The sequence below is a fragment of the Aquimarina addita genome (assembly GCF_039539305.1).
In the GTDB taxonomy this organism is placed as follows: domain Bacteria; phylum Bacteroidota; class Bacteroidia; order Flavobacteriales; family Flavobacteriaceae; genus Aquimarina; species Aquimarina addita.
The window spans coordinates 198,846-217,657 of record NZ_BAABCW010000003.1 but is presented as its reverse complement, the minus strand read 5'-3'; the positions used below and the strand labels follow the sequence as shown (position 1 = coordinate 217,657).

The following is an 18,812-nucleotide window of genomic DNA, read 5'->3' as shown; positions in this document are numbered from 1 at the left end:
CTTTTAGTAAAAATACTAATAATTTGTCTAAAAAATGTAATTTGTCGGTAAAATCAAACGTTTTGTCTTAGTGTAATTAATTTTTTGAGACTATGTTCCGGATCATACCTCCAAAAATGAAATAGTGAAAAGGGATCATTGAATACCAGTATAAGCGTCCCCAGATCCCTCTAGGTCTAAAGGTAGCTGTTTGATGAAGTACATTATTTTCGTCAATATCAAACTCTAACCAAGCTTCACCAGGAACTCTCATTTCAGCAAAAAGTAAAAGGCGTTTTTCCCCACGATCAGCTACTAGAACTCTCCAGAAATCCAAGGCATCACCAGAGTTTATTTTAACGGGATTCGTTCTTCCTCTCCGTAATCCAACTCCACCTACTAGTTTGTCTATATATCCTCGTATTTTCCACATCCAATCTCCGTAATACCATCCTGTTTTTCCTCCAATAGCCCAAATATTTTTAATTACCTGATCAGGGTTCTTAAGTTTCATTACTTTTTTATCAGTTAAACATCCATGTTTTGGTACCGTAACATATTTCTGAATATCTTTTTTAAAACGACCGCTGACCATAGAATCTTTCCAACTGGATACTACCTGATTCTGTTCAATTTTTATAAATGCTAATTCTAGCGCTTTCATATAAGTCATAGTTGAGATCTTCAGTATTTCCTGTAGCTCATTATTTCTTGCGACTACAGGAATTCTCATACTATCCACTAGGTTGAGTGCGAGTTTATAGGAAGTAGATGTAACAAAGTATAACCAGTAAGAAGAAAGTTTTGGAGTCATAACAGGAACCGTGAAAATATAAAGCTTAATACCTCTGGCTTTTGCATATAGTAAAAGCATTTGTTTATATGTTAGTACATTAGGTCCACTAATATCAAACGATTTATTAAAACAGGATTGATTGTCAATAACTTCAATCATAAAGTTAAGAACGTCTCTTATAGCAATAGGTTGCGTTTTGGTGTTAACCCATTTTGGAGTAATCATTACAGGCAACTTTTCACATAAATCTCTGATGATTTCAAAAGATGAACTCCCTGAGCCCACGATAATTCCCGACCGCAAAACAGTAAGTTTATAGTTCCCTTTGTATAATGTTTCTTCTACATTTTTTCGGGACCACAAGTGTTTAGATAGATTCTTTTCATTAACAATACCGCTTAGATAGATGACTTGTCTTATGTGAGTAGCATTGACATAAATGTTGAAATTTTGAGCCGAAATTTCTTCTTTTTGATCAAAGTCACTTGTAGAAGAGCTCATAGAATGTATAAGATAGTATGCAATATCTATGTCTTTGGGTAATAAACTAAGATTTGGAGAATTAAGAAAATCGATTTCTACTATAGTAACTTGCTTTCGCATATCGCGATCGATAGATAATCGATCTTTATCTCTCACACAACAAATAACGTCGTGGTTATCTTTTAGTAATAAAGGTAATAATCTCATACCAATATATCCATTAGCACCAGTAAGTAGAATACGCATTTTTTATTGATAAGTTACGAGAAATTTAGGATTAGAGACAACTATTTGGAGTAGTAATTTGTAAATTTAGAAAATGATTACATTTTTTTAACGAAAACAATCTGCCAAATGCGATTTTACCTGATCCTATGTATGTTATTAATAGTGATAACAAGCAGTGCTCAAGATATTAGGAAACCCAGTTCTTCATTAGCATCCATAGAAACACATTTGCAAGAAATCACAAAAACTGAGAAGAGTAGAAACTATAAAAATATAAAAACTTTAAACTATGTTGCGGATTATATCCATAAGGAGTTTTTAAAACATTGTGATACTGTTTATACGCAACCTTATTTAGTCAATGGAGTAACTTACAAAAATGTCATTGGGGTGCTACATCCAGATATCGATGAGCTGATTGTCATCGGTGCTCATTATGATGTTGCCGGAAGTCAGGAGGGAGCGGATGATAATGCCAGTGGTGTTACCGGACTTTTAGAACTCTCCAGGCTGCTGGCTAGAGAATCATTAAACCATAGAATTGAATTTGTAGCTTACACTTTAGAAGAGCCTCCTTTCTTTAGAACTAAACAAATGGGAAGTTACGTTCATGCTAAACATTTATTTGATAAAAAAAGTAAAGTTATAGGTATGATTTGTTTAGAAATGATTGGTTTTTTCAGGGATGAAGAAAATTCACAACAATACCCAATACCTTCGATGAAATCATTATATGGAAGTATAGGAAATTACATCACCGTAGTGCATAAAACGGATAACGGAACTTTTGGAAAGTATTTTATCAAAAGGACAAAAGAAAATCAACTCTTGGAAACAAAATCCTTTCTTGGAATTCCTGGTGTTTCTGGAGTAGATTTTTCTGACCACCTTAATTATTGGAATTTTGGATATAGTGCCATTATGATTACGGATACAGCTATGTTTCGTAATATGAATTATCATAGGGAATCAGATACAATGGAAACTTTGGATATTAATAAGATGAAGTTAGTAATCGATCAATTATATCTTACTGTAAAAAGTTTATAATTCAATAATTATACAATTTTCTCATGAATAAACACTTCAAATACTATTGTTCAGTTAACAATAGTATTTGTTCCTGCAATAGGATGTTATTAATTTTCTATACTACTAAGCAAATTTATCTCGACAACAAATAATCGATAACTTTTTAACAGCCTTAATATTTCCAGTATCTTTGCAGCCTGATTTTTTATATCACAAAAGATTTTTAAAATGATAGTACAACAAACCATTTCTGAACAAGTAAAAGTAGCTGTTAACAGATTATATCAAACAAATCTTGAATCGGTAGAACTACAGGATACGCGTAAGGATTTTGAAGGTGATATTACAGTAGTGATTTTTCCTATGCTACGAGCGATAAAAGGAAATCCAGTTACTATTGGAGAGGCTATAGGAGCCTATCTTGTTAATGAAGTAAAGGAAATTATTTCATGTAATGTGGTCAAAGGTTTTTTAAATCTTGTAATTTCCGATCAGTATTATCTGAACTTTTTTGCGGAAATTAAAGAAATTAAATCATACGGGTTTGTTGCTCCATCAAAAGAAGATAAATCAATACTAGTAGAATATTCTTCTCCTAATACTAATAAACCACTTCACTTAGGGCATATTAGAAATAACTTGTTAGGATATGCTGTGTCCGAAATTATCAAAGCGAGTGGAAAAAAAGTATATAAAACACAGATTATTAATGATAGAGGAATCCATATCTGTAAATCTATGCTTGCATGGCAAAAATTTGGACATGGAGAAACACCAGATTCTACTGGTATTAAAGGAGATAAACTGGTTGGTAATTATTATGTAAAATTTGATCAGGAATATAAAAAGCAAATAGCACAATTAAAAGTTGCAGGTAGAACGGAGGATGAAGCAAAAAAAGAAGCCCCTTTATTAATTGAGGCTCAGGAAATGCTTAGGAAATGGGAAGCAGGAGATAAAGATGTTGTTACACTGTGGAAAACTATGAATGGCTGGGTATATAAAGGTTTTGAAGAAACATATCAGGCACTTGGTGTTGATTTTGATACATATTATTATGAAAGTGACACCTATCTTCTAGGAAAAGATATTATAGAAGAAGGACTAACTAAAGGTGTTTTTTATAGAAAAGATGATGGATCAGTTTGGTGTGATCTTTCTCATGAAAATTTAGATGATAAACTAGTATTGCGAAGTGATGGTACCGCAGTGTATATGACACAAGACATTGGTACAGCTATACAACGGGTAAAGGATAACCCTGATGTAGGAGGGATGATTTATACGGTAGGGAATGAACAGGATCATCATTTTAAAGTATTGTTTGCGATACTAAAAAAATTAGGATATGATTGGTCTTCTAATTTACATCATTTAAGTTATGGGATGGTTGATTTACCAAGTGGTAAAATGAAAAGTAGAGAAGGGACAGTGGTGGATGCAGATGACTTAATTGTAGAAATGGCAAGTACAGCAGAAGATATCTCTAAAGAATTAGGAAAACTAGATGGTTATTCTGAAACAGAAAAGAGGGCAGTATATAATACTATAGGTTTAGGTGCATTAAAATATTTTATTCTAAAAGTTGATCCTAAAAAGAGAATTCTTTTTGATCCAAAAGATTCTGTGGATTTCCAAGGAAATACAGGACCATTTATCCAGTATGCTTACGCAAGAATTCAAGCAATTTTGCGTAAAGCATCTTTTGATTGGAATAAGCCAATTACTACTATTACCTTAGACATAAAGGAGAAGGAACTTATAAAAGTACTAGAAATTTATCCAGAAATTATCCAGCAAGCTGCTAAAGGTTTAAGTCCTGCCATAATTGCTAATTACACTTATGATTTAGTAAAGAGTTATAATTCTTTTTTTCAGACCGTATCTATTTTCGGAGCGGATACAGAGGAAGAGAAGATGTTTAGAGTACAACTTTCTGAGATGGTAGGAGTGACAATAAAATCCGCTTTTGGATTGCTAGGAATTCAAGTTCCGGATCGTATGTAACATACTAAGAAATAGTATCTAAGTTTTGTGAAAGAATGATAATATATGTTTTTTAATAAGCTCTATTTCTAAAGTAAATTTTATAGAATGTTAATAAATTAGTTCTTTTTTAACGTTAAGTTTACATTATCCTTTGATTTTAGTTTTTTTTTAACTAAAATAGTGGTTTGTAAAAAAGAATTTTCTCCTTGACTAAATATGAAGTATCAGATTTCTAAAGCTACTAGTGGTGATTTACCTTTAATGCAACGATTGTTTTACCAGACAGTCACTATGTACGGGGCTAAATTATTTACCAAAGATGAGGTTAAAATGTATTCCAAACTAGCAATCAATACTAAATATTGGGAGCAAAAATTTCTATATGATTTAGTATATAATGCGAAACTCAATGGAGAGGTTATAGGTTCTTTTTCTTTAACCAAAGAGGGTTTTATAGAATATATTTTCGTGCACCAGAATTATCAAGGAAAAGGAATAGCAAATAGCTTATATAAGGCATTAGAAAATGCTGCAAAAGAATCGGGTTTAGTACGATTAACTACTCGTGTCAATTCTTCAACAGGTACTTTTTTTAAAAAAAATGGTTTTGAGGTAGTAAAAGAGATCAAAAAGGTAGCTGGAGGCGAAGAGGTAGTACATATCGTGGGAACTAAAGAAATTTAAAAATTCAACCGAAATACTATATTTGGCGTAGTTCTTAAACCAGGTTGAGAAATTTCTTCTATTGTATTTTCATCCATGATTCTGTAATATTGATTGTAGATATTTTCTTGGTCTAAAATATTCCACGCAGAGATACCAATAAAAGCTTTGATTTTTTCATGAACTTTAAATTCATAAGTAGTTGAGATATCTGTTCTGATATAATTGTCTAATCTTGAGCTGTTTGGTTTTTGATAATTTATTTCGTTATTATTTGTAATAGCTTCATCAAAATCAGGTAGTGTTGTGGGTTTTCCGCTGTGCCAATTAATACCACACGATAGTTTAAAATTACCTAAACTATAAGATGCTACAAGGTTTATTTGATGCTTAATATCAACATTGTTAGGAAAGTTACGTTCTGGTAAATTATTAAATTCATAGTCATTATTTGCAAAAGAATAACTTAACCAAGTACTAAAATTTTTAAAACTTCTGTTTATTAATAAATCAATTCCAGTCACTGTGTAGCTACCATGGTCATTACTAAACTCGTATTGATTTTGGAAGCCTTGACTTCGTGTAATAATTCCATCTACATTTTTATAATAAAAATCGCTACTTATCAGCCAATTGGCATGATTATAACTTAGTCCCATAGATGCTTGTTGACTTTTGATAACAGGAATATCATCGTTGTTAGAAAGTATCCATCTTCTACTTTCTATGCCTAGAAAATCATTCTGAAGATCAATTATTTGTGAAGTGGTTTGACTTTTTATCTCTCCTAATAATTCTAATGAAAAATGATTTGCGAATCTTTTTTGAAAACTAATTCTTGGTTCCCATGAATATATATTAAATTTTTCAAAATAATTGAGACGAACACCTACATTCAAATGATTTTGATCATTCTTAGAGGTGTGTTCAATTTCAGAATAGAGACCATGTGTTCTGATAACTTCTTTTGTACGATCTCTAAAAGTAGGGTTATTAACATCCCGAAGATTAGAAATACCAGTTTCATTGAATTGATATCCATTTTTAAATATTGTATTAGGCTGAATCTTATATGAGGTCTTTACCTTTAATCCGTTCTCAAGTACATCATTTTCTTGTAAAAGACGTTGGTTATTTTCTATATCAGAATTTATAGCTTCTAGTCGGTAATTAGTTCCATATAATAATACATCACTCAGAAAAGCCGAGTTCCATTTTCTTTGATACGTAATACCACCAGAAGTGTTGCTTTGAGAAACCTTACTTTCTCTGGATACATTTGTTTGATCTACTTGCGAGTTTTCTTGAAAAACCAGATTATTACGCATTAATATGCCATTTACTTTTATAAAGTCCTTTGCTGATAATTGATATATCCATCTAATACTAGTGTCATAAAAGGAGAACCGTTCATCAGAATTAGAGCCGTTTATAACTTCAGAATTTTGAAATGCTCTATCAAAATATTGAGAGTAAGTAGGAGTCTCTATTAGATCATTTATCGAATGTCGAACTGCTAACTGCAATGAAGATTTTTCTCCAATTGCTGTATCAATATATCCATCAGCACTAATTAAATTAACTCCAATACTTCCATAAGTGTTTTTATTTACCTTGTCGTCTGTACGCATAGCTATTACACTAGAGACACCATCTCCATATTCACTTGAAGAACCGTTTTTAACAAGTTGTACGTCTTTAGTGAGATAAGGGTTGAATGCAGAAATGAGCCCAAAAAAATGACTGGATTGATATATCTTTATACCATCCCACATCATTAGATTTTGATCGTTAGTTCCTCCTCGTACGTTTAGATCAGAGACTGTTTCATTTACACTAACTATTCCAGGAAGTGATTGTAAGGTTTGTAATACGTCAGGTTCTGTTAAACCTGGTAAAATTCCAAAATTAGTGTAATCTATTTTTATAGATCCGTTACGTAATTTATGGATTCCTTTAATAAGATAACTTGGTAAAATAACCTCATTGAGGTATTCGACTTGAGGTTTTAATTTAATTTTTTTACAATTAGATGTATTAAAGTCTTTTGCTGACATTGTAATTGATACGTATCCTAAATAGTCTATAGAAATAGTATCGTCAGGAGAATTGAGCGCTAATTTAAATTCACCCTGCTGATTACTTATCGTTTTTTGACTGTTACTTTGAATTGAAGCATTGGAAATATTTTTATTGTCATGGTTTTTGATAATTCCACAAATTTCTAATACTTTATTTACAGTACTTATAGCAATTGTTTTTTCTTCAAGAAAAGTATATGTAAAAGATGTATATTCTTTTAAATGATCAATTGCCTCACCCAATGTTTTAACATTGGGAAGATCAGGTATTGTTTCTTCTGATAATTCGTTGTCGACATAAGAGAAATTATGTCCAAATTTTTTTTGTATTTTTTGTAGTACAAAAATAAGTGGTAATACGTCTTTCTCTGTTTGTCCATGTACTTGAAAAACGGAGTACGAAAATAAGATAAGGAATACGAGAATTTTTGTTTTGATCACTCTCTGTACAAGGTTATATTTTTGGTATCAATCTTATATTGCAAACGCATTGGTATTGTAATTGATTTTAATGCGGTTTCAATATCGGAATGTACAAAAATACCTGTAAAAAGTGTTGTTTTATCAATGTTTTTTGCAATAATAGTTACATTATATTGCCTTTCAAATTCTTCAATTATCTGAGAAAATGGAACGCTTGTAAACGAACTTCTGTTGTTTTTCCAATCCGGTAAAAGTAGGGTGGATGCAGTTTCTTCTATATTACCTTCTATCATTGTAAATCTGTTTCCGGCTGAGAGTTTACGTACTTTATCATTGTAAGAAACACTTACTAAACCTTCATAACAAGTAACCTCAAAATAGTCTTCTCTTTGTTTTACATTAAATTGCGTTCCTAAGACACTTACAGTGCCTGAGGTCGTTTCTACATCAAATTTTTCACCTTTGGCAACCTTAAAATAAGCTTCTCCATTCAATGCAATACTGCGTTGATCTACCCAATTCTTTTTGTTATATTTTATAGATGATTGAGCGTTTAATGCTACAATTGATGCATCAGGCAGTTGTATGGTAGTTTTCTCACCAGCTATTGTAGCGATGGTCGTAGTGTATTGATGGAAAAATGAAAAGTAAACGCCAATACCCAAAACGAATATTGCAGCTACTCTCATCAAATTAACTATAAAATAGTTCTTTTGATTCGTTGTTTTACGATCAGATAATCTAGACTTTAAATTCTCGAGATTTTCTTCCGTGTCGAAGCTTGGCGGTTTAATTTTTTTGGCAGTATCAGCAATTCTCCTATAGGAGTCAAAAGCATCCATTTGTTGAAATGCTTCTGACTCCTGCTTAGTGAGTTGCTCGTTATTAAGCCATTTTAATATAAGATCTTTCTTTTTCATAATCAGATTCTTAAATGTATAACAATTTGCTTTTAAAAAGTCCTACCCTTATGTTGCTTTTTAACATATATTTCTTTTCATAAGCTTTGTAGCTTTATTCAATATTTCCATCTTGAATTTTATAATTTTTCACTTATAACACTTTAAACTCCAAGTTTTCATTTTCGGATTAAATACCGTCTATATCTTTCTTTAATTTTTTTAAAGCTCCATATATTCTTTTTTCTACCGCTTTTTTAGAGATTCCTAATAGTTCTGCAATTTCTCTGTGCTTTTTACCTTCTATACGATTCAATAAAAATGCAACTCGCTGAGGTTCTGTTAAATTAGAAATAGCCCTTTGATATTTTTGTAAATATTCCTTTTCTTCTAAAATATATTCGGGAGTTTCATTAGTTCGATCTTTTATTTCTTGTTGTTGAAATTTTAATTTTACTTTATCGTGTTTGATTTCATTTAGTGTGAGATTGTTGGCTACTGTAAATAAAAAACTTTTCGCTTTAAGAAAAGTAACTTTTTTGCAATTGTCCCAAAGTTTGATAAATGCCTCCTGTACTTGATCCTTTGGATTGATGTGATCTCCATATTTGTAATAAATGAAGTCGTGTAGGTTTTTAGCATGCATTTTGAAAAGTTCAGAAAATAGTCTTTCCTCGCATACATCTTTGTGAAGATCTTCTGGCATTGAACTCATCTTGGTTTTTTGTTTTGGAAATGAAAATTATGATTTTATGCAATAATGAGCTATTTTTTTGATTTGATAACTTAATTATAAAGTTAAAAAAAATATAAAATTAATTTGTTTGTTTACGAGAAGTATAATTTTTGAAAAGGGTTTGAACTTGAATTGCAATTATTTTTTATTAAAAATATCACTTCCAGGTGGGAGTTTTTGCATTTAAATTGTTATACTATAAAGTAAAGTTGTGGTATGATTAAAATAATAAAGAATATAGGAATACAATGGATGGTAATACAAGTCGTTTTTTTATTAATCTCATGCCAGGAAGAGGAGCGTGAATTAATTGACCCTACGATCGATGATACAATCACTCAGGATTCTACCCTAGCTGGATTGATGAAAAATGTGGTGACTCACGACGGATCTTTTGATGATTTAGTTGATAAAGGAAATTGCTACAGCATTAATTTCCCTTATTTTATTTTGCATAATGGAAATTTAAAGGAAATAACACATACAGCTGATTATGCAGAAATTCTTGATTCAGATACTATTCAAATACAATTTCCAGTGACTGTAACTACTTATGAATACAAGGAGGAATTTATCGAGACTAGTACAGAATTAAATGCGTTAGCATCTTCTTGTTTATCAGACGACGAGGATATAGAGTGTATTGATTTTGTGTATCCATTTAACCTCTCTACCTTTAATGCTAACACAAATCTGTTAAATACAATAGAAGTACTTCACGATGCTCAGGTATATAAATTTATGGATGAAATGGACGATCAAACCGTTATGTCTATTAATTATCCTATTCAATTAGTATTGCACAATGGTGATCATACTACCTCTGGCCATAATGAACAATTAGTAGCTACCATTCTTGATTTTATAGAATCTTGTAATGAAAATGATTAAGGTGAAGCTCATTTTATTATTGATTATTTCACTCATTACATGGTAGTTACATAGAATAAACAATTTAATGGATAGAATTGCTAGGAGCTCTGTCTCTGGTGTAGCTCAAAAAATCAGGATAAAGGAGTCTTGTTTCCTGATTCTCATAGCTAAATGATCTTGTTGTTGATATCTGGTACTCTTATATCAACGATAGTTTATTAAAAGTTTTTAACGGTAGTATTTTTATTTCGTTTGTATATGAATGATATAAGTGTTAATAACAACAAGTCTTCTTTTATTTTTCTGAATGTATATTTTAGTTTTTAATACTTTCTTTTTGATGATTTGAACGATCTGTGTTTTTATTAATAGAGTTAATTATACTCATGATAACTCCACTTAGTTTTATCTCTTTATTTTTATTTATCTTTTTTTATTTCTAAGCATGTAAATAGCATTTTTATATAGATTATGTTTTTAAAGGATGTTAAGCACGGTTATTAGTTTTATAATATAGCAAAGTTTATGAAACCATTTATATAAGAACTTTGCTTTAGGTGTATTTGCTTTAAAGTTTCCCGTAAACATTTTGTCTTCTAAAGACTCTAAATAAAACTTGTACAAAAAAACTATCACTATGTGTAGAGTTTTGGATGATAATAGGCAACTTGATTTTTATTTTGAATACTCATAATTAAATATACTGTTACTCTGTAAAAAGTCTGTCAACGTTAGCGTAAAATAATTTCAATCGTATCTCCTTTTATTTTTGATATTAATATTTTTTCCGGTGCTAACATGACTTAAAAAATGATGTATGTTTATTGTCTGTTTTTTTGACTACTTTAAGAACTCATTTTAAACCATAAGGATGTATGAGTGTCCTAATGATACTTTAAGTTTTGTTTATGATTTTTATAAATAAGTAGAACAAAAAGTTAAAAATATCCTAAAGTAGGAGGGTAGGGTTAGAATTTTCTTTGTTGTGTTGTTTTATCAACAAACAAATTAATTATAAATAAACAAATCATTAGAAATGAAAAATTTTATCAAAAAAGCAGTCTTAGTAGTTTTAGTAGTTTTTGTCGCTTCTTGTAGTGATGATGACGATGGTACATTCACACCTGATTCCATGACAATCGCAGATTTTGTTGCTGGAGATGCGAATTATAGTTCATTATTAGCAGCATTGCAAAGAACAGAATTAGACGTAACCTTAAACGGAACTGGAACATTTACAGTATTTGCTCCTAATAATGCTGCTTTCGAAGAGTTTTTAGATGGTGCTGCGTTAGCAGATGTGCCAACAGATGTATTAAAACAAATTTTATTAAATCACGTTTTAGGAACTACAGTAACTTCATCAGAATTATCTACAGGATATACTACCAATCTTGCTACAGAAGAATCAAGTGGTGCTAATTTGAGTACTTACATTGATATATCAGATGGTGTTGTTATAAACGGTGTGTCCACTGTAACAACTGCAGATATCCAAACCGATAATGGAGTAATCCATGCTGTTAGTAAAGTAATACCATTACCTACCATGTTAACATTTGTAGCATTAGACCCTGATCTTTCTAGTTTAGCAGGTGTAGCTACTACAACTGAAGGTTTTACCACTGATTTTGGAGCTGTATTAAGTGCAGATGACAGTAATATTACATTATTAGCACCAGATAATGATGCTTTTGTAGATTTAGGTGATATTTCTGGATTAGAAGTCGCTTCACTGGAACAAATTCTGCTGAACCATGTAATAGGAGGGGTTAATGTTTCTTCTGACTTAACAACAAGTTATGCTAATACCTTAGCAACATATGGTGCTACAACTAATAATTTAAGTATCTATATCAATACAGATAGTGGTGTTTCTTTTAACGGAATCTCTGATGTTAATGAAGCAGATATCGTAGCAACTAATGGGGTTGTTCACAAAGTTAATGCGGTAATCACATTACCTACAGTCGTAACCTTTGCAACTGCAGATGCTACTTTTAGTAATTTGGTAGCAGCGCTTACCAGAGATGATCAGGCTGATCAAAATTATGTAGATATATTATCAACACCAAACGGAACATCTCCGGCTCCATTCACTGTTTTTGCACCAACAGATACCGCTTTTTCAGATTTATTAACAGAATTAAATGCATCTGAATTAGCAGATATAGATACAGCAACACTTACTGCAACATTGAACTTGCACGTGGTAGCTGGATCTAATGTTACTGCATCAGATCTTATGACTGGAGAAGTTGAAACACTGGGAGGTGATATTTCAGTAGATGCTACTGAAGCAACAATTACAGATGCAAATGATCGCGTGAGTAATATCATTGTTACTGATGTACAAGCTGCTAATGGAGTTATACATGCAATCGATACCGTGATTCTTCCTGAGTTATAGAAAGTCATATAAAATAGTAGTACATACATTTTATAAATGAAATTAGCTTTAAAAGCTTTTACATATACCCTTGGTGAGGTGTATTTGTAAAAGCTTTTTTGTATTTAGGACGGTGTTGATAGACTTTGATAATTCAATTCATCTTCCTTTATTAATACATTTCAAATCCTTAAATTTGCAGCTATCTATTAAAATAATGGATGTTCAAAACCTGAAGAAAGTATATGTTTGATAATTTAAGTGATAAGTTAGATAAGGCGTTACATATCCTAAAAGGCCACGGTCAGATAACTGAGGTAAATGTTGCAGAAACGCTTAAAGAAGTGCGTAGAGCATTAATCGATGCGGATGTAAATTATAAGATAGCTAAAGAATTTACGGCAAGAGTAAAGGAAAAAGCATTAGGCCAAAATGTTTTAAAAAGCCTGAAGCCAGGTCAGCTAATGGTTAAGCTCGTCAAAGATGAGTTGACAGAGCTTATGGGTGGAGAGGTCGTAGGGATTAATGTTTCTGGGAATCCTTCTGTGGTTTTGATGTCTGGATTACAAGGGTCTGGTAAGACCACTTTTTCAGGTAAATTAGCAAATTTTCTTAAGAATAAAAAAACAAAAAAACCACTTCTTGTTGCTTGTGATGTATACAGACCGGCAGCGATTGATCAATTACATATCGTAGGGGATCAAATAGGAGTAGAGGTTTTTAGTGATAAAGGGAATACTGATCCAGTAGCAATTGCTACCGCTGGAGTTGCTCATGCTAAAGCAAATGGATGTAATGTGGTGATCATTGATACAGCCGGTCGCCTTGCTGTGGATGAGGTGATGATGAATGAAATTGCAAATATTCACAAAGCGATTACTCCGCAAGAAACTTTGTTTGTTGTGGATTCTATGACAGGTCAGGATGCGGTAAATACTGCAAAAGCATTTAATGATATCCTTAATTTTGATGGTGTTATCCTTACAAAATTAGATGGTGATACTCGTGGTGGAGCTGCTATATCTATAAAATCAGTAGTAAATAAACCAATAAAGTTTATAGGTACTGGTGAAAAGATGGAAGAAATTGATGTTTTCTATCCATCTCGTATGGCGGATCGTATTTTAGGTATGGGAGATGTTGTGTCTCTGGTAGAGAGAGCTCAAGAACAGTTTGATGAAGAAGAGGCTAGAAAATTACAGAAAAAGATAGCTAAAAATCAGTTTGGTTTTGATGATTTCTTAAAACAAATCCAACAGGTTAAGAAAATGGGTAATATGAAAGATCTTATCAGAATGATTCCTGGTGCTGGTAAGATGATGAAGGATGTAGATATCGATGATGATGCTTTTAAGCATATAGAAGCAATTATACACTCTATGACACTTGCAGAAAGGTCAAAACCTCAGATTATAAATTCAAGTAGAAAAAAACGTATAGGAAAAGGGTCAGGTACATCTGTACAGCAAGTAAATCAATTGCTAAAACAGTTTGATCAAATGAGTAAGATGATGAAAATGATGCAAGGTGGTGGAGGTAAACGCATGATGCAGATGATGGGTAAAATGAAGTAAGCTCTTAGTGAGATTAACTTTGTTTATATATAGGTTTGGTGTGCTACTTCATTTATTAATATAGAATTTTTGTTTTATAAAGGACTATAAGTGGTGTTTGTAATTTCTTCATGATTATAAAATAATAATTATAGTTTTTTTATTTAAATATTGCCATAGTGTAATTCAATCACAGTAAAGTAATAGTCAGTATGAAAGTATTAGATGGGAAAAAAGTAAGTAATGACATAAAAAACGAGATCACTGAAGAGGTTCAGAAGATGAAGGATCGAGGAGAGAAGGTCCCACATCTTGCGGCAGTATTAGTGGGTAATGATGGAGCAAGTCTTACGTACGTAGGTAGTAAAGTTAGGGCTTGTGAACGTATAGGTTTTGAGTCTACATTAGTTAAAATGCCTAGTACAACTAGTGAGGTTGAGCTATTAGCTAAGATCAAGGAGCTTAATGACAATGATGATATTGATGGATTTATTGTTCAGCTTCCATTGCCTCCCCAAATTGACACACAAAAAGTATTATTAGCAGTGGATCCAGATAAAGATGTAGATGGTTTTCATCCAATGAATTTTGGAAAAATGGCACTGGATATGTCTACGTTTATTCCTGCAACACCCTTTGGAATCTTAGAGTTGTTAGAACGATATGATGTAGAGACTAAGGGAAAGCATACAGTAGTTATAGGTCGAAGTCATATTGTAGGGCGACCGATGAGTATTTTGATGGGTAGAAAAGGATGGCCGGGTAACTCTACTGTTACTTTAACTCATAGTCATACAAAAAATATTACACAGATTATTTCTCAGGCAGATATTGTGATTTCTGCATTAGGTGTTCCTAATTTCTTAAAAGCGGAAATGGTTAAGGATGATGCAGTTGTTATTGATGTTGGTATTACCAGAGTAGCAGATGAGTCCTTAGAAAAAGGATATAGGATAGTAGGAGATGTGGATTATGAGCATGTAAGTAAAAAAGCTTCTTTTATAACACCTGTACCTGGAGGTGTAGGACCTATGACCATAGCTATGCTTCTTAAAAATACATTACTGGCGCGTGAAAGACATCGCAGCAATAAATAGAATTTAATTTTACTATGTTATTTTGAAAAAAGCACTATAAATTTTTCTTATAGTGCTTTTTTTATGATCAATTTACTCATCATAAGTGGTAGTATGTAGTTGCCGCGTATCTACAGAACCTTTACTAACTATTATATAAAAAATAATATAAACTGAATGAATTCAGACGGGAGGAAAAAGTTAAATAGAGTGGATTGCTACCTTTTCTTTTATCTCGTAATATGCATAAGAAAAAATGATTCTAGTAAGTGATCTAATTACATAATAGTATTGTTGGGGTTTGATGGTAATGGCATTGAGTTATACAAAAACATCTATTTTAGTTGCTTTACTACGTAAGAATTTAACTTAGGTTAGTATTTAAAAATAAGTGGGCTCATTAAATATACCTTAGGTAGATATGATATTGCGAGGAGTATTATAATTAAGGAGTGCTCGATTATCCTCTGATTTATATATTGATTATATAGTGATTTATCATAGTTTGGTTTCGGTTACATTATTAACATTATAACTCTTGTGAATATATCATCTTACCAACCCAAATTTTTGTTAAGATAAAGGGGGCGAATTTAGAAGATATAATAGTAACAATCAAAATTAATCCTAAGATATTATACAAGAAAAAGAGACTGTCTTTTACAACAGTCTCTCTTCTTACATTTATTATTTGGTGATAATAAATTTTTTAATTTTTAAGATAATATCAATTAGTATACGTTTCAACCTAATCGATAATACCTAATGTCTATATCTTAGAACTTATTAAATGCACTTGGAGATATATCATCCGAGTAATTTTCATCCTGTAATGTTCCATTAGGAAGTAAATCTAAAGATAAGCTGTATGAAGGTACATTGATACCATCACTGGTTTTAATAGTGTAGAAGTTTAATACATCTTTACCTCTTTCATATAATGCATTTTTAGTAAATGTACCATTGTTTGTACCTGCTTCTTCTCTCCAGTCTTTACCGTAAGCGATTACACAGTAGTACTCTCCTTCAGGAATATTTCTAATGAACTGAGTTTGATTACTGTTGATATAAACAATTCTTACTGTCTCATCATCACTTGGAGTTTTTCCTTGCTTAACAAGTTTTACAACAACATCAGTATTTTTACCTACTTCAATTTTTAAGTAGTTATCTAACTTATATTCATACTTTCCTTTAAAGTTGAAGGATTTTGGTGTAGCACCATTCTTGTATGTCTTTTTAGTCCAAGAAGAATAATTATTTTCTCTTGTTACATTAGTAGGAGCAGCTTTAGCTTTGGGCTTGTTTGAGCTTCCAGCGTTAGAAGTGCTCTTATCTGGTACAGTACCACTTTGAGCTACATTACCTTGGTTCTTTCTTAAAGCTTCTTCAGTTGCTTGTAATTCAGCTAATCTTCTTTTCTCAGCAGCATTTAAGTCTTGCTTTGCTAAAAGTAATTCGCGCTCCGTTAACTTCACCTGAGTTTGCGCTTGCTCTTGTGCTAATTTTTCTAATCTTTCTGCTTCAGCAATCGCTTTTCTTGCATTTTCTTTAGCAACTGCGATGGCTTGTTGTGCAGCAAGCTGTGCTGCTTTAATCTTATCTTGAGCTTCTTTAAGCTTTCTTTCTTTTTCAGCAAGACTGTTATCTTCCTTTAAAAGATTAGTTAATACAAAACCATTTCCGTTTTTGTATTGAACTGTAGACCATTCTCCGTATCCGGAAGTAATAACATATACCTGAGTGCCCTGTGGGATCTCTCCGATAATATTATAATTTGCACCTGGTCCAGAACGAAGTTCAAGTTTTGCGGTGGATAGTAAATAACGCTCCAGCGTTTGTATTTGTGCAGTAGCTGTAGAACTACCTATCACCAAAAGTAGAATAAATGTAAAAATTGATTTCATAATATATATGTTTACGTATTTAAATTCAATATTAAGTTTTCTTAAAAACATATTAATTGTTTTTTACGGATTCGCTTTTGTCATTTTAAAGCTAAAATCTATATGTTTTTAAAAGAACGTATTAATCAGTAATATATTGTTTTTCAGTTAATTGGGGTTTTTTAGTTTAGTAAAACTTTAATTATTTTAATTAATCAACTGAACTGAAAACTTTTATATACTATACAAATGTAATATATTAATATGAATAACACAATAAGATTTCATTTTATTTTATCAAAAAGAAGGTTTTTTTTTCATGAATTTGTGTAATTCAACGAATTATTTGTGTCTTATGTCCGATTTACATGATGTTTGTGATTCATTTAGTCGGTTAGTTACAGGTTCAAAATCATGTCTTTTTAATTCAGATTATTTAAAGTCCTGAATTAGTGGTTTTTTGCACTTAATTTTATATGTTTTTTAACTTTGGATACTACTGAATTATATTGAGAAAAGGGAAAGTGGAAATGGTTAGCCTACAGTTTTACTGATGTTGGACTTTATTGAGGAGATATTTTTTGTTAACTAAATCCTAAATAGCTTTTTGCTATTTTTTATTAAATAAATGTTAATTGCTATAACGGATAGATGGTGTTAGAGGTGGAAAAAACCCTTTTTTATAAGGGCTTTTTTTACTAATTATGGTAAAAATAGATTTATTTTTAAAATTATTATGTACGAACTTACCTAGAATTCGATTGTTTAGGACTAGTATGCGTACTCATATGGTAAGAAAATGAAATTAGTGGTTTGTTTTTAATATTTCAGGGAATTTGGACTTGAATTTTTGTAATCTAGGAATGGATATATTTTGGATATAGCGATTTTGAGGATTTCTTTTTTCATAATCCTGATGATATTCTTCTGCTTTCCAAAATTTAATAAAAGGGGTTATTTCTGCTGCGATTGTTCTATTTAATTTTTTAGAGAGTGTTTTTTTCTTTTCTGTTATTATCTTTTTTTGGTCTTCATTTTGATAAAATATAATAGAGCGGTATTGGGATCCAGTGTCAGGGCCCTGACCATTTATTTGTGTAGGGTTCTGTGAGCCAAAATATGCATCTACGAGAGAGGAAAAAGATATAATTGAAGGGTTGTAATAAACCTCTACTGCTTCTGCATGACCAGTACGACCTGTGTTGCTTGATTCATAGGTTGGGTTTTCTGTATGACCTCCAGAGTATCCTGAGATAACTTCATCGACCCCTTCTATGCTTTCATAGATGGCTTCTACGCACCAAAAGCATCCGCTTGCAAAATATGCTCTTTCTAGTCCGTTTATAGGTTGAGTCTGTACCGGTGTTTCATCTTTCTTTTGATTGTTCTTTGATACTGAATTGGTTTGGCTATTGCCTTGACAACTTGTTAGAAGCAGGGATAGACTTAAAATACTGTATAATACTATTTTCATCTTTTTTTTAGGGTATTAGTCTTTATCTTTTAGGATTCCTTTCAGTGGTGTTGAAGTTCATTTGTAATTTTTGATTATGTTACAAAGATAAGAATAGATTGAAGTGATAGAGTAGTATTATCTTCTTTTAGGAAAAGTTGCTTGTTTGGGGAGGGCAAACGTTTCTATTGTCTAGGTTATTTTGTTGGTCTATTGAGTTGGCTTAATCTAATGTATAATGCTTGTTGTTTTTAGTTTCGTAAACTGAAGAGT

13 protein-coding genes are annotated in these 18,812 nt (G+C 31.6%); 7 read left to right on the top strand and 6 right to left on the bottom strand.

Annotation, left to right across the window (positions count from 1 at the left end; translation table 11 throughout):
• Window positions 1-76 precede the first annotated feature (76 nt).
• On the bottom strand, window positions 77-1,504 hold the full coding sequence (locus tag ABD816_RS05825; protein WP_344925527.1) for an SDR family oxidoreductase: 1,428 nt from the start codon (window positions 1,502-1,504) through the stop codon (window positions 77-79).
• 108 nt (window positions 1,505-1,612) lie between these two features.
• Between ABD816_RS05825 and ABD816_RS05820 the strand changes: the two genes are divergently transcribed.
• The 3 genes from ABD816_RS05820 (at window position 1,613) to ABD816_RS05810 (ending at window position 5,191) form a co-directional block, all read left to right on the top strand.
• Window positions 1,613-2,536, top strand: coding sequence for a M28 family peptidase (locus ABD816_RS05820; protein WP_344925526.1), 924 nt, complete (start codon window positions 1,613-1,615; stop codon window positions 2,534-2,536).
• Window positions 2,537-2,746: 210 nt separating this feature from the next.
• Window positions 2,747-4,525, top strand: a complete 1,779-nt coding sequence (gene argS / locus ABD816_RS05815) for an arginine--tRNA ligase (RefSeq protein WP_344925524.1) — start codon at window positions 2,747-2,749, stop codon at window positions 4,523-4,525.
• 198 nt (window positions 4,526-4,723) lie between these two features.
• Window positions 4,724-5,191 (top strand): GNAT family N-acetyltransferase, encoded by a 468-nt coding sequence (locus ABD816_RS05810; RefSeq protein ID WP_344925522.1) that lies wholly within the window; start codon window positions 4,724-4,726, stop codon window positions 5,189-5,191.
• On the opposite strand, the gene ABD816_RS05805 is transcribed toward ABD816_RS05810, so the two are convergent.
• From ABD816_RS05805 to ABD816_RS05795, 3 genes are all read right to left on the bottom strand, one after another.
• The gene (locus ABD816_RS05805; RefSeq protein WP_344925520.1) at window positions 5,188-7,692 is read right to left on the bottom strand and encodes a TonB-dependent receptor plug domain-containing protein; all 2,505 of its coding nucleotides are present in this window, start codon (window positions 7,690-7,692) and stop codon (window positions 5,188-5,190) included. The genes ABD816_RS05810 and ABD816_RS05805 overlap by 4 nt on opposite strands.
• Window positions 7,689-8,594 carry a FecR family protein gene (locus ABD816_RS05800; RefSeq protein WP_344925518.1) on the bottom strand — a complete coding sequence of 302 codons (906 nt, stop codon included), beginning with the start codon at window positions 8,592-8,594 and terminating at the stop codon, window positions 7,689-7,691. Before ABD816_RS05800 ends, ABD816_RS05805 begins: the two co-directional genes overlap by 4 nt.
• Window positions 8,595-8,763: 169 nt before the next feature.
• A complete protein-coding gene (locus ABD816_RS05795) occupies window positions 8,764-9,279 on the bottom strand; it encodes an RNA polymerase sigma factor (RefSeq protein WP_344925789.1) in 516 nt (171 codons plus the stop codon).
• Window positions 9,280-9,525: 246 nt separating this feature from the next.
• On the opposite strand from ABD816_RS05795, the gene ABD816_RS05790 reads away from it, so the two are divergent.
• The 4 genes from ABD816_RS05790 to ABD816_RS05775 all read left to right on the top strand — a co-directional run bounded on the left by ABD816_RS05790 (window position 9,526) and on the right by ABD816_RS05775 (window position 15,221).
• Window positions 9,526-10,200 (top strand): hypothetical protein, encoded by a 675-nt coding sequence (locus tag ABD816_RS05790; RefSeq protein ID WP_344925516.1) that lies wholly within the window; start codon window positions 9,526-9,528, stop codon window positions 10,198-10,200.
• A gap of 1,018 nt (window positions 10,201-11,218) precedes the next feature.
• A complete protein-coding gene (locus ABD816_RS05785; protein ID WP_344925514.1) occupies window positions 11,219-12,592 on the top strand; it encodes a fasciclin domain-containing protein in 1,374 nt (457 codons plus the stop codon).
• A 224-nt stretch (window positions 12,593-12,816) separates the two neighbouring features.
• On the top strand, window positions 12,817-14,145 hold the full coding sequence (ffh, locus tag ABD816_RS05780) for a signal recognition particle protein (protein WP_344925512.1): 1,329 nt from the start codon (window positions 12,817-12,819) through the stop codon (window positions 14,143-14,145).
• Between the two features lie 191 nt (window positions 14,146-14,336).
• Window positions 14,337-15,221 carry a bifunctional 5,10-methylenetetrahydrofolate dehydrogenase/5,10-methenyltetrahydrofolate cyclohydrolase gene (locus ABD816_RS05775; RefSeq protein WP_344925510.1) on the top strand — a complete coding sequence of 295 codons (885 nt, stop codon included), beginning with the start codon at window positions 14,337-14,339 and terminating at the stop codon, window positions 15,219-15,221.
• Between the two features lie 755 nt (window positions 15,222-15,976).
• Here ABD816_RS05775 and ABD816_RS05770 read toward each other — a convergent pair.
• Window positions 15,977-17,107, bottom strand: a complete 1,131-nt coding sequence (locus ABD816_RS05770) for an SH3 domain-containing protein (RefSeq protein ID WP_344925508.1) — start codon at window positions 17,105-17,107, stop codon at window positions 15,977-15,979.
• A 784-nt stretch (window positions 17,108-17,891) separates the two neighbouring features.
• Window positions 17,892-18,560: a peptide-methionine (S)-S-oxide reductase MsrA gene (gene msrA / locus ABD816_RS05765; RefSeq protein ID WP_344925506.1), complete on the bottom strand. Its 669-nt coding sequence runs from the start codon at window positions 18,558-18,560 to the stop codon at window positions 17,892-17,894.
• Window positions 18,561-18,812 lie beyond the last annotated feature (252 nt).

Excerpts from the sequence above, each read along its gene's own strand:
- ABD816_RS05825 (WP_344925527.1), bottom strand. The coding sequence starts at position 1,504 with ATGCGTATTCTACTTACTGGTGCTAATGGATATATTGGTATGAGATTA.
- ABD816_RS05820 (WP_344925526.1), top strand. The coding sequence starts at position 1,613 with ATGCGATTTTACCTGATCCTATGTATGTTATTAATAGTGATAACAAGC.
- argS (WP_344925524.1), top strand. The coding sequence starts at position 2,747 with ATGATAGTACAACAAACCATTTCTGAACAAGTAAAAGTAGCTGTTAAC.
- ABD816_RS05810 (WP_344925522.1), top strand. The coding sequence starts at position 4,724 with ATGAAGTATCAGATTTCTAAAGCTACTAGTGGTGATTTACCTTTAATG.
- ABD816_RS05800 (WP_344925518.1), bottom strand. The coding sequence starts at position 8,594 with ATGAAAAAGAAAGATCTTATATTAAAATGGCTTAATAACGAGCAACTC.
- ABD816_RS05795 (WP_344925789.1), bottom strand. The coding sequence starts at position 9,279 with ATGCCAGAAGATCTTCACAAAGATGTATGCGAGGAAAGACTATTTTCT.
- ABD816_RS05790 (WP_344925516.1), top strand. The coding sequence starts at position 9,526 with ATGATTAAAATAATAAAGAATATAGGAATACAATGGATGGTAATACAA.
- ABD816_RS05785 (WP_344925514.1), top strand. The coding sequence starts at position 11,219 with ATGAAAAATTTTATCAAAAAAGCAGTCTTAGTAGTTTTAGTAGTTTTT.
- ffh (WP_344925512.1), top strand. The coding sequence starts at position 12,817 with ATGTTTGATAATTTAAGTGATAAGTTAGATAAGGCGTTACATATCCTA.
- ABD816_RS05775 (WP_344925510.1), top strand. The coding sequence starts at position 14,337 with ATGAAAGTATTAGATGGGAAAAAAGTAAGTAATGACATAAAAAACGAG.
- ABD816_RS05770 (WP_344925508.1), bottom strand. The coding sequence starts at position 17,107 with ATGAAATCAATTTTTACATTTATTCTACTTTTGGTGATAGGTAGTTCT.
- msrA (WP_344925506.1), bottom strand. The coding sequence starts at position 18,560 with ATGAAAATAGTATTATACAGTATTTTAAGTCTATCCCTGCTTCTAACA.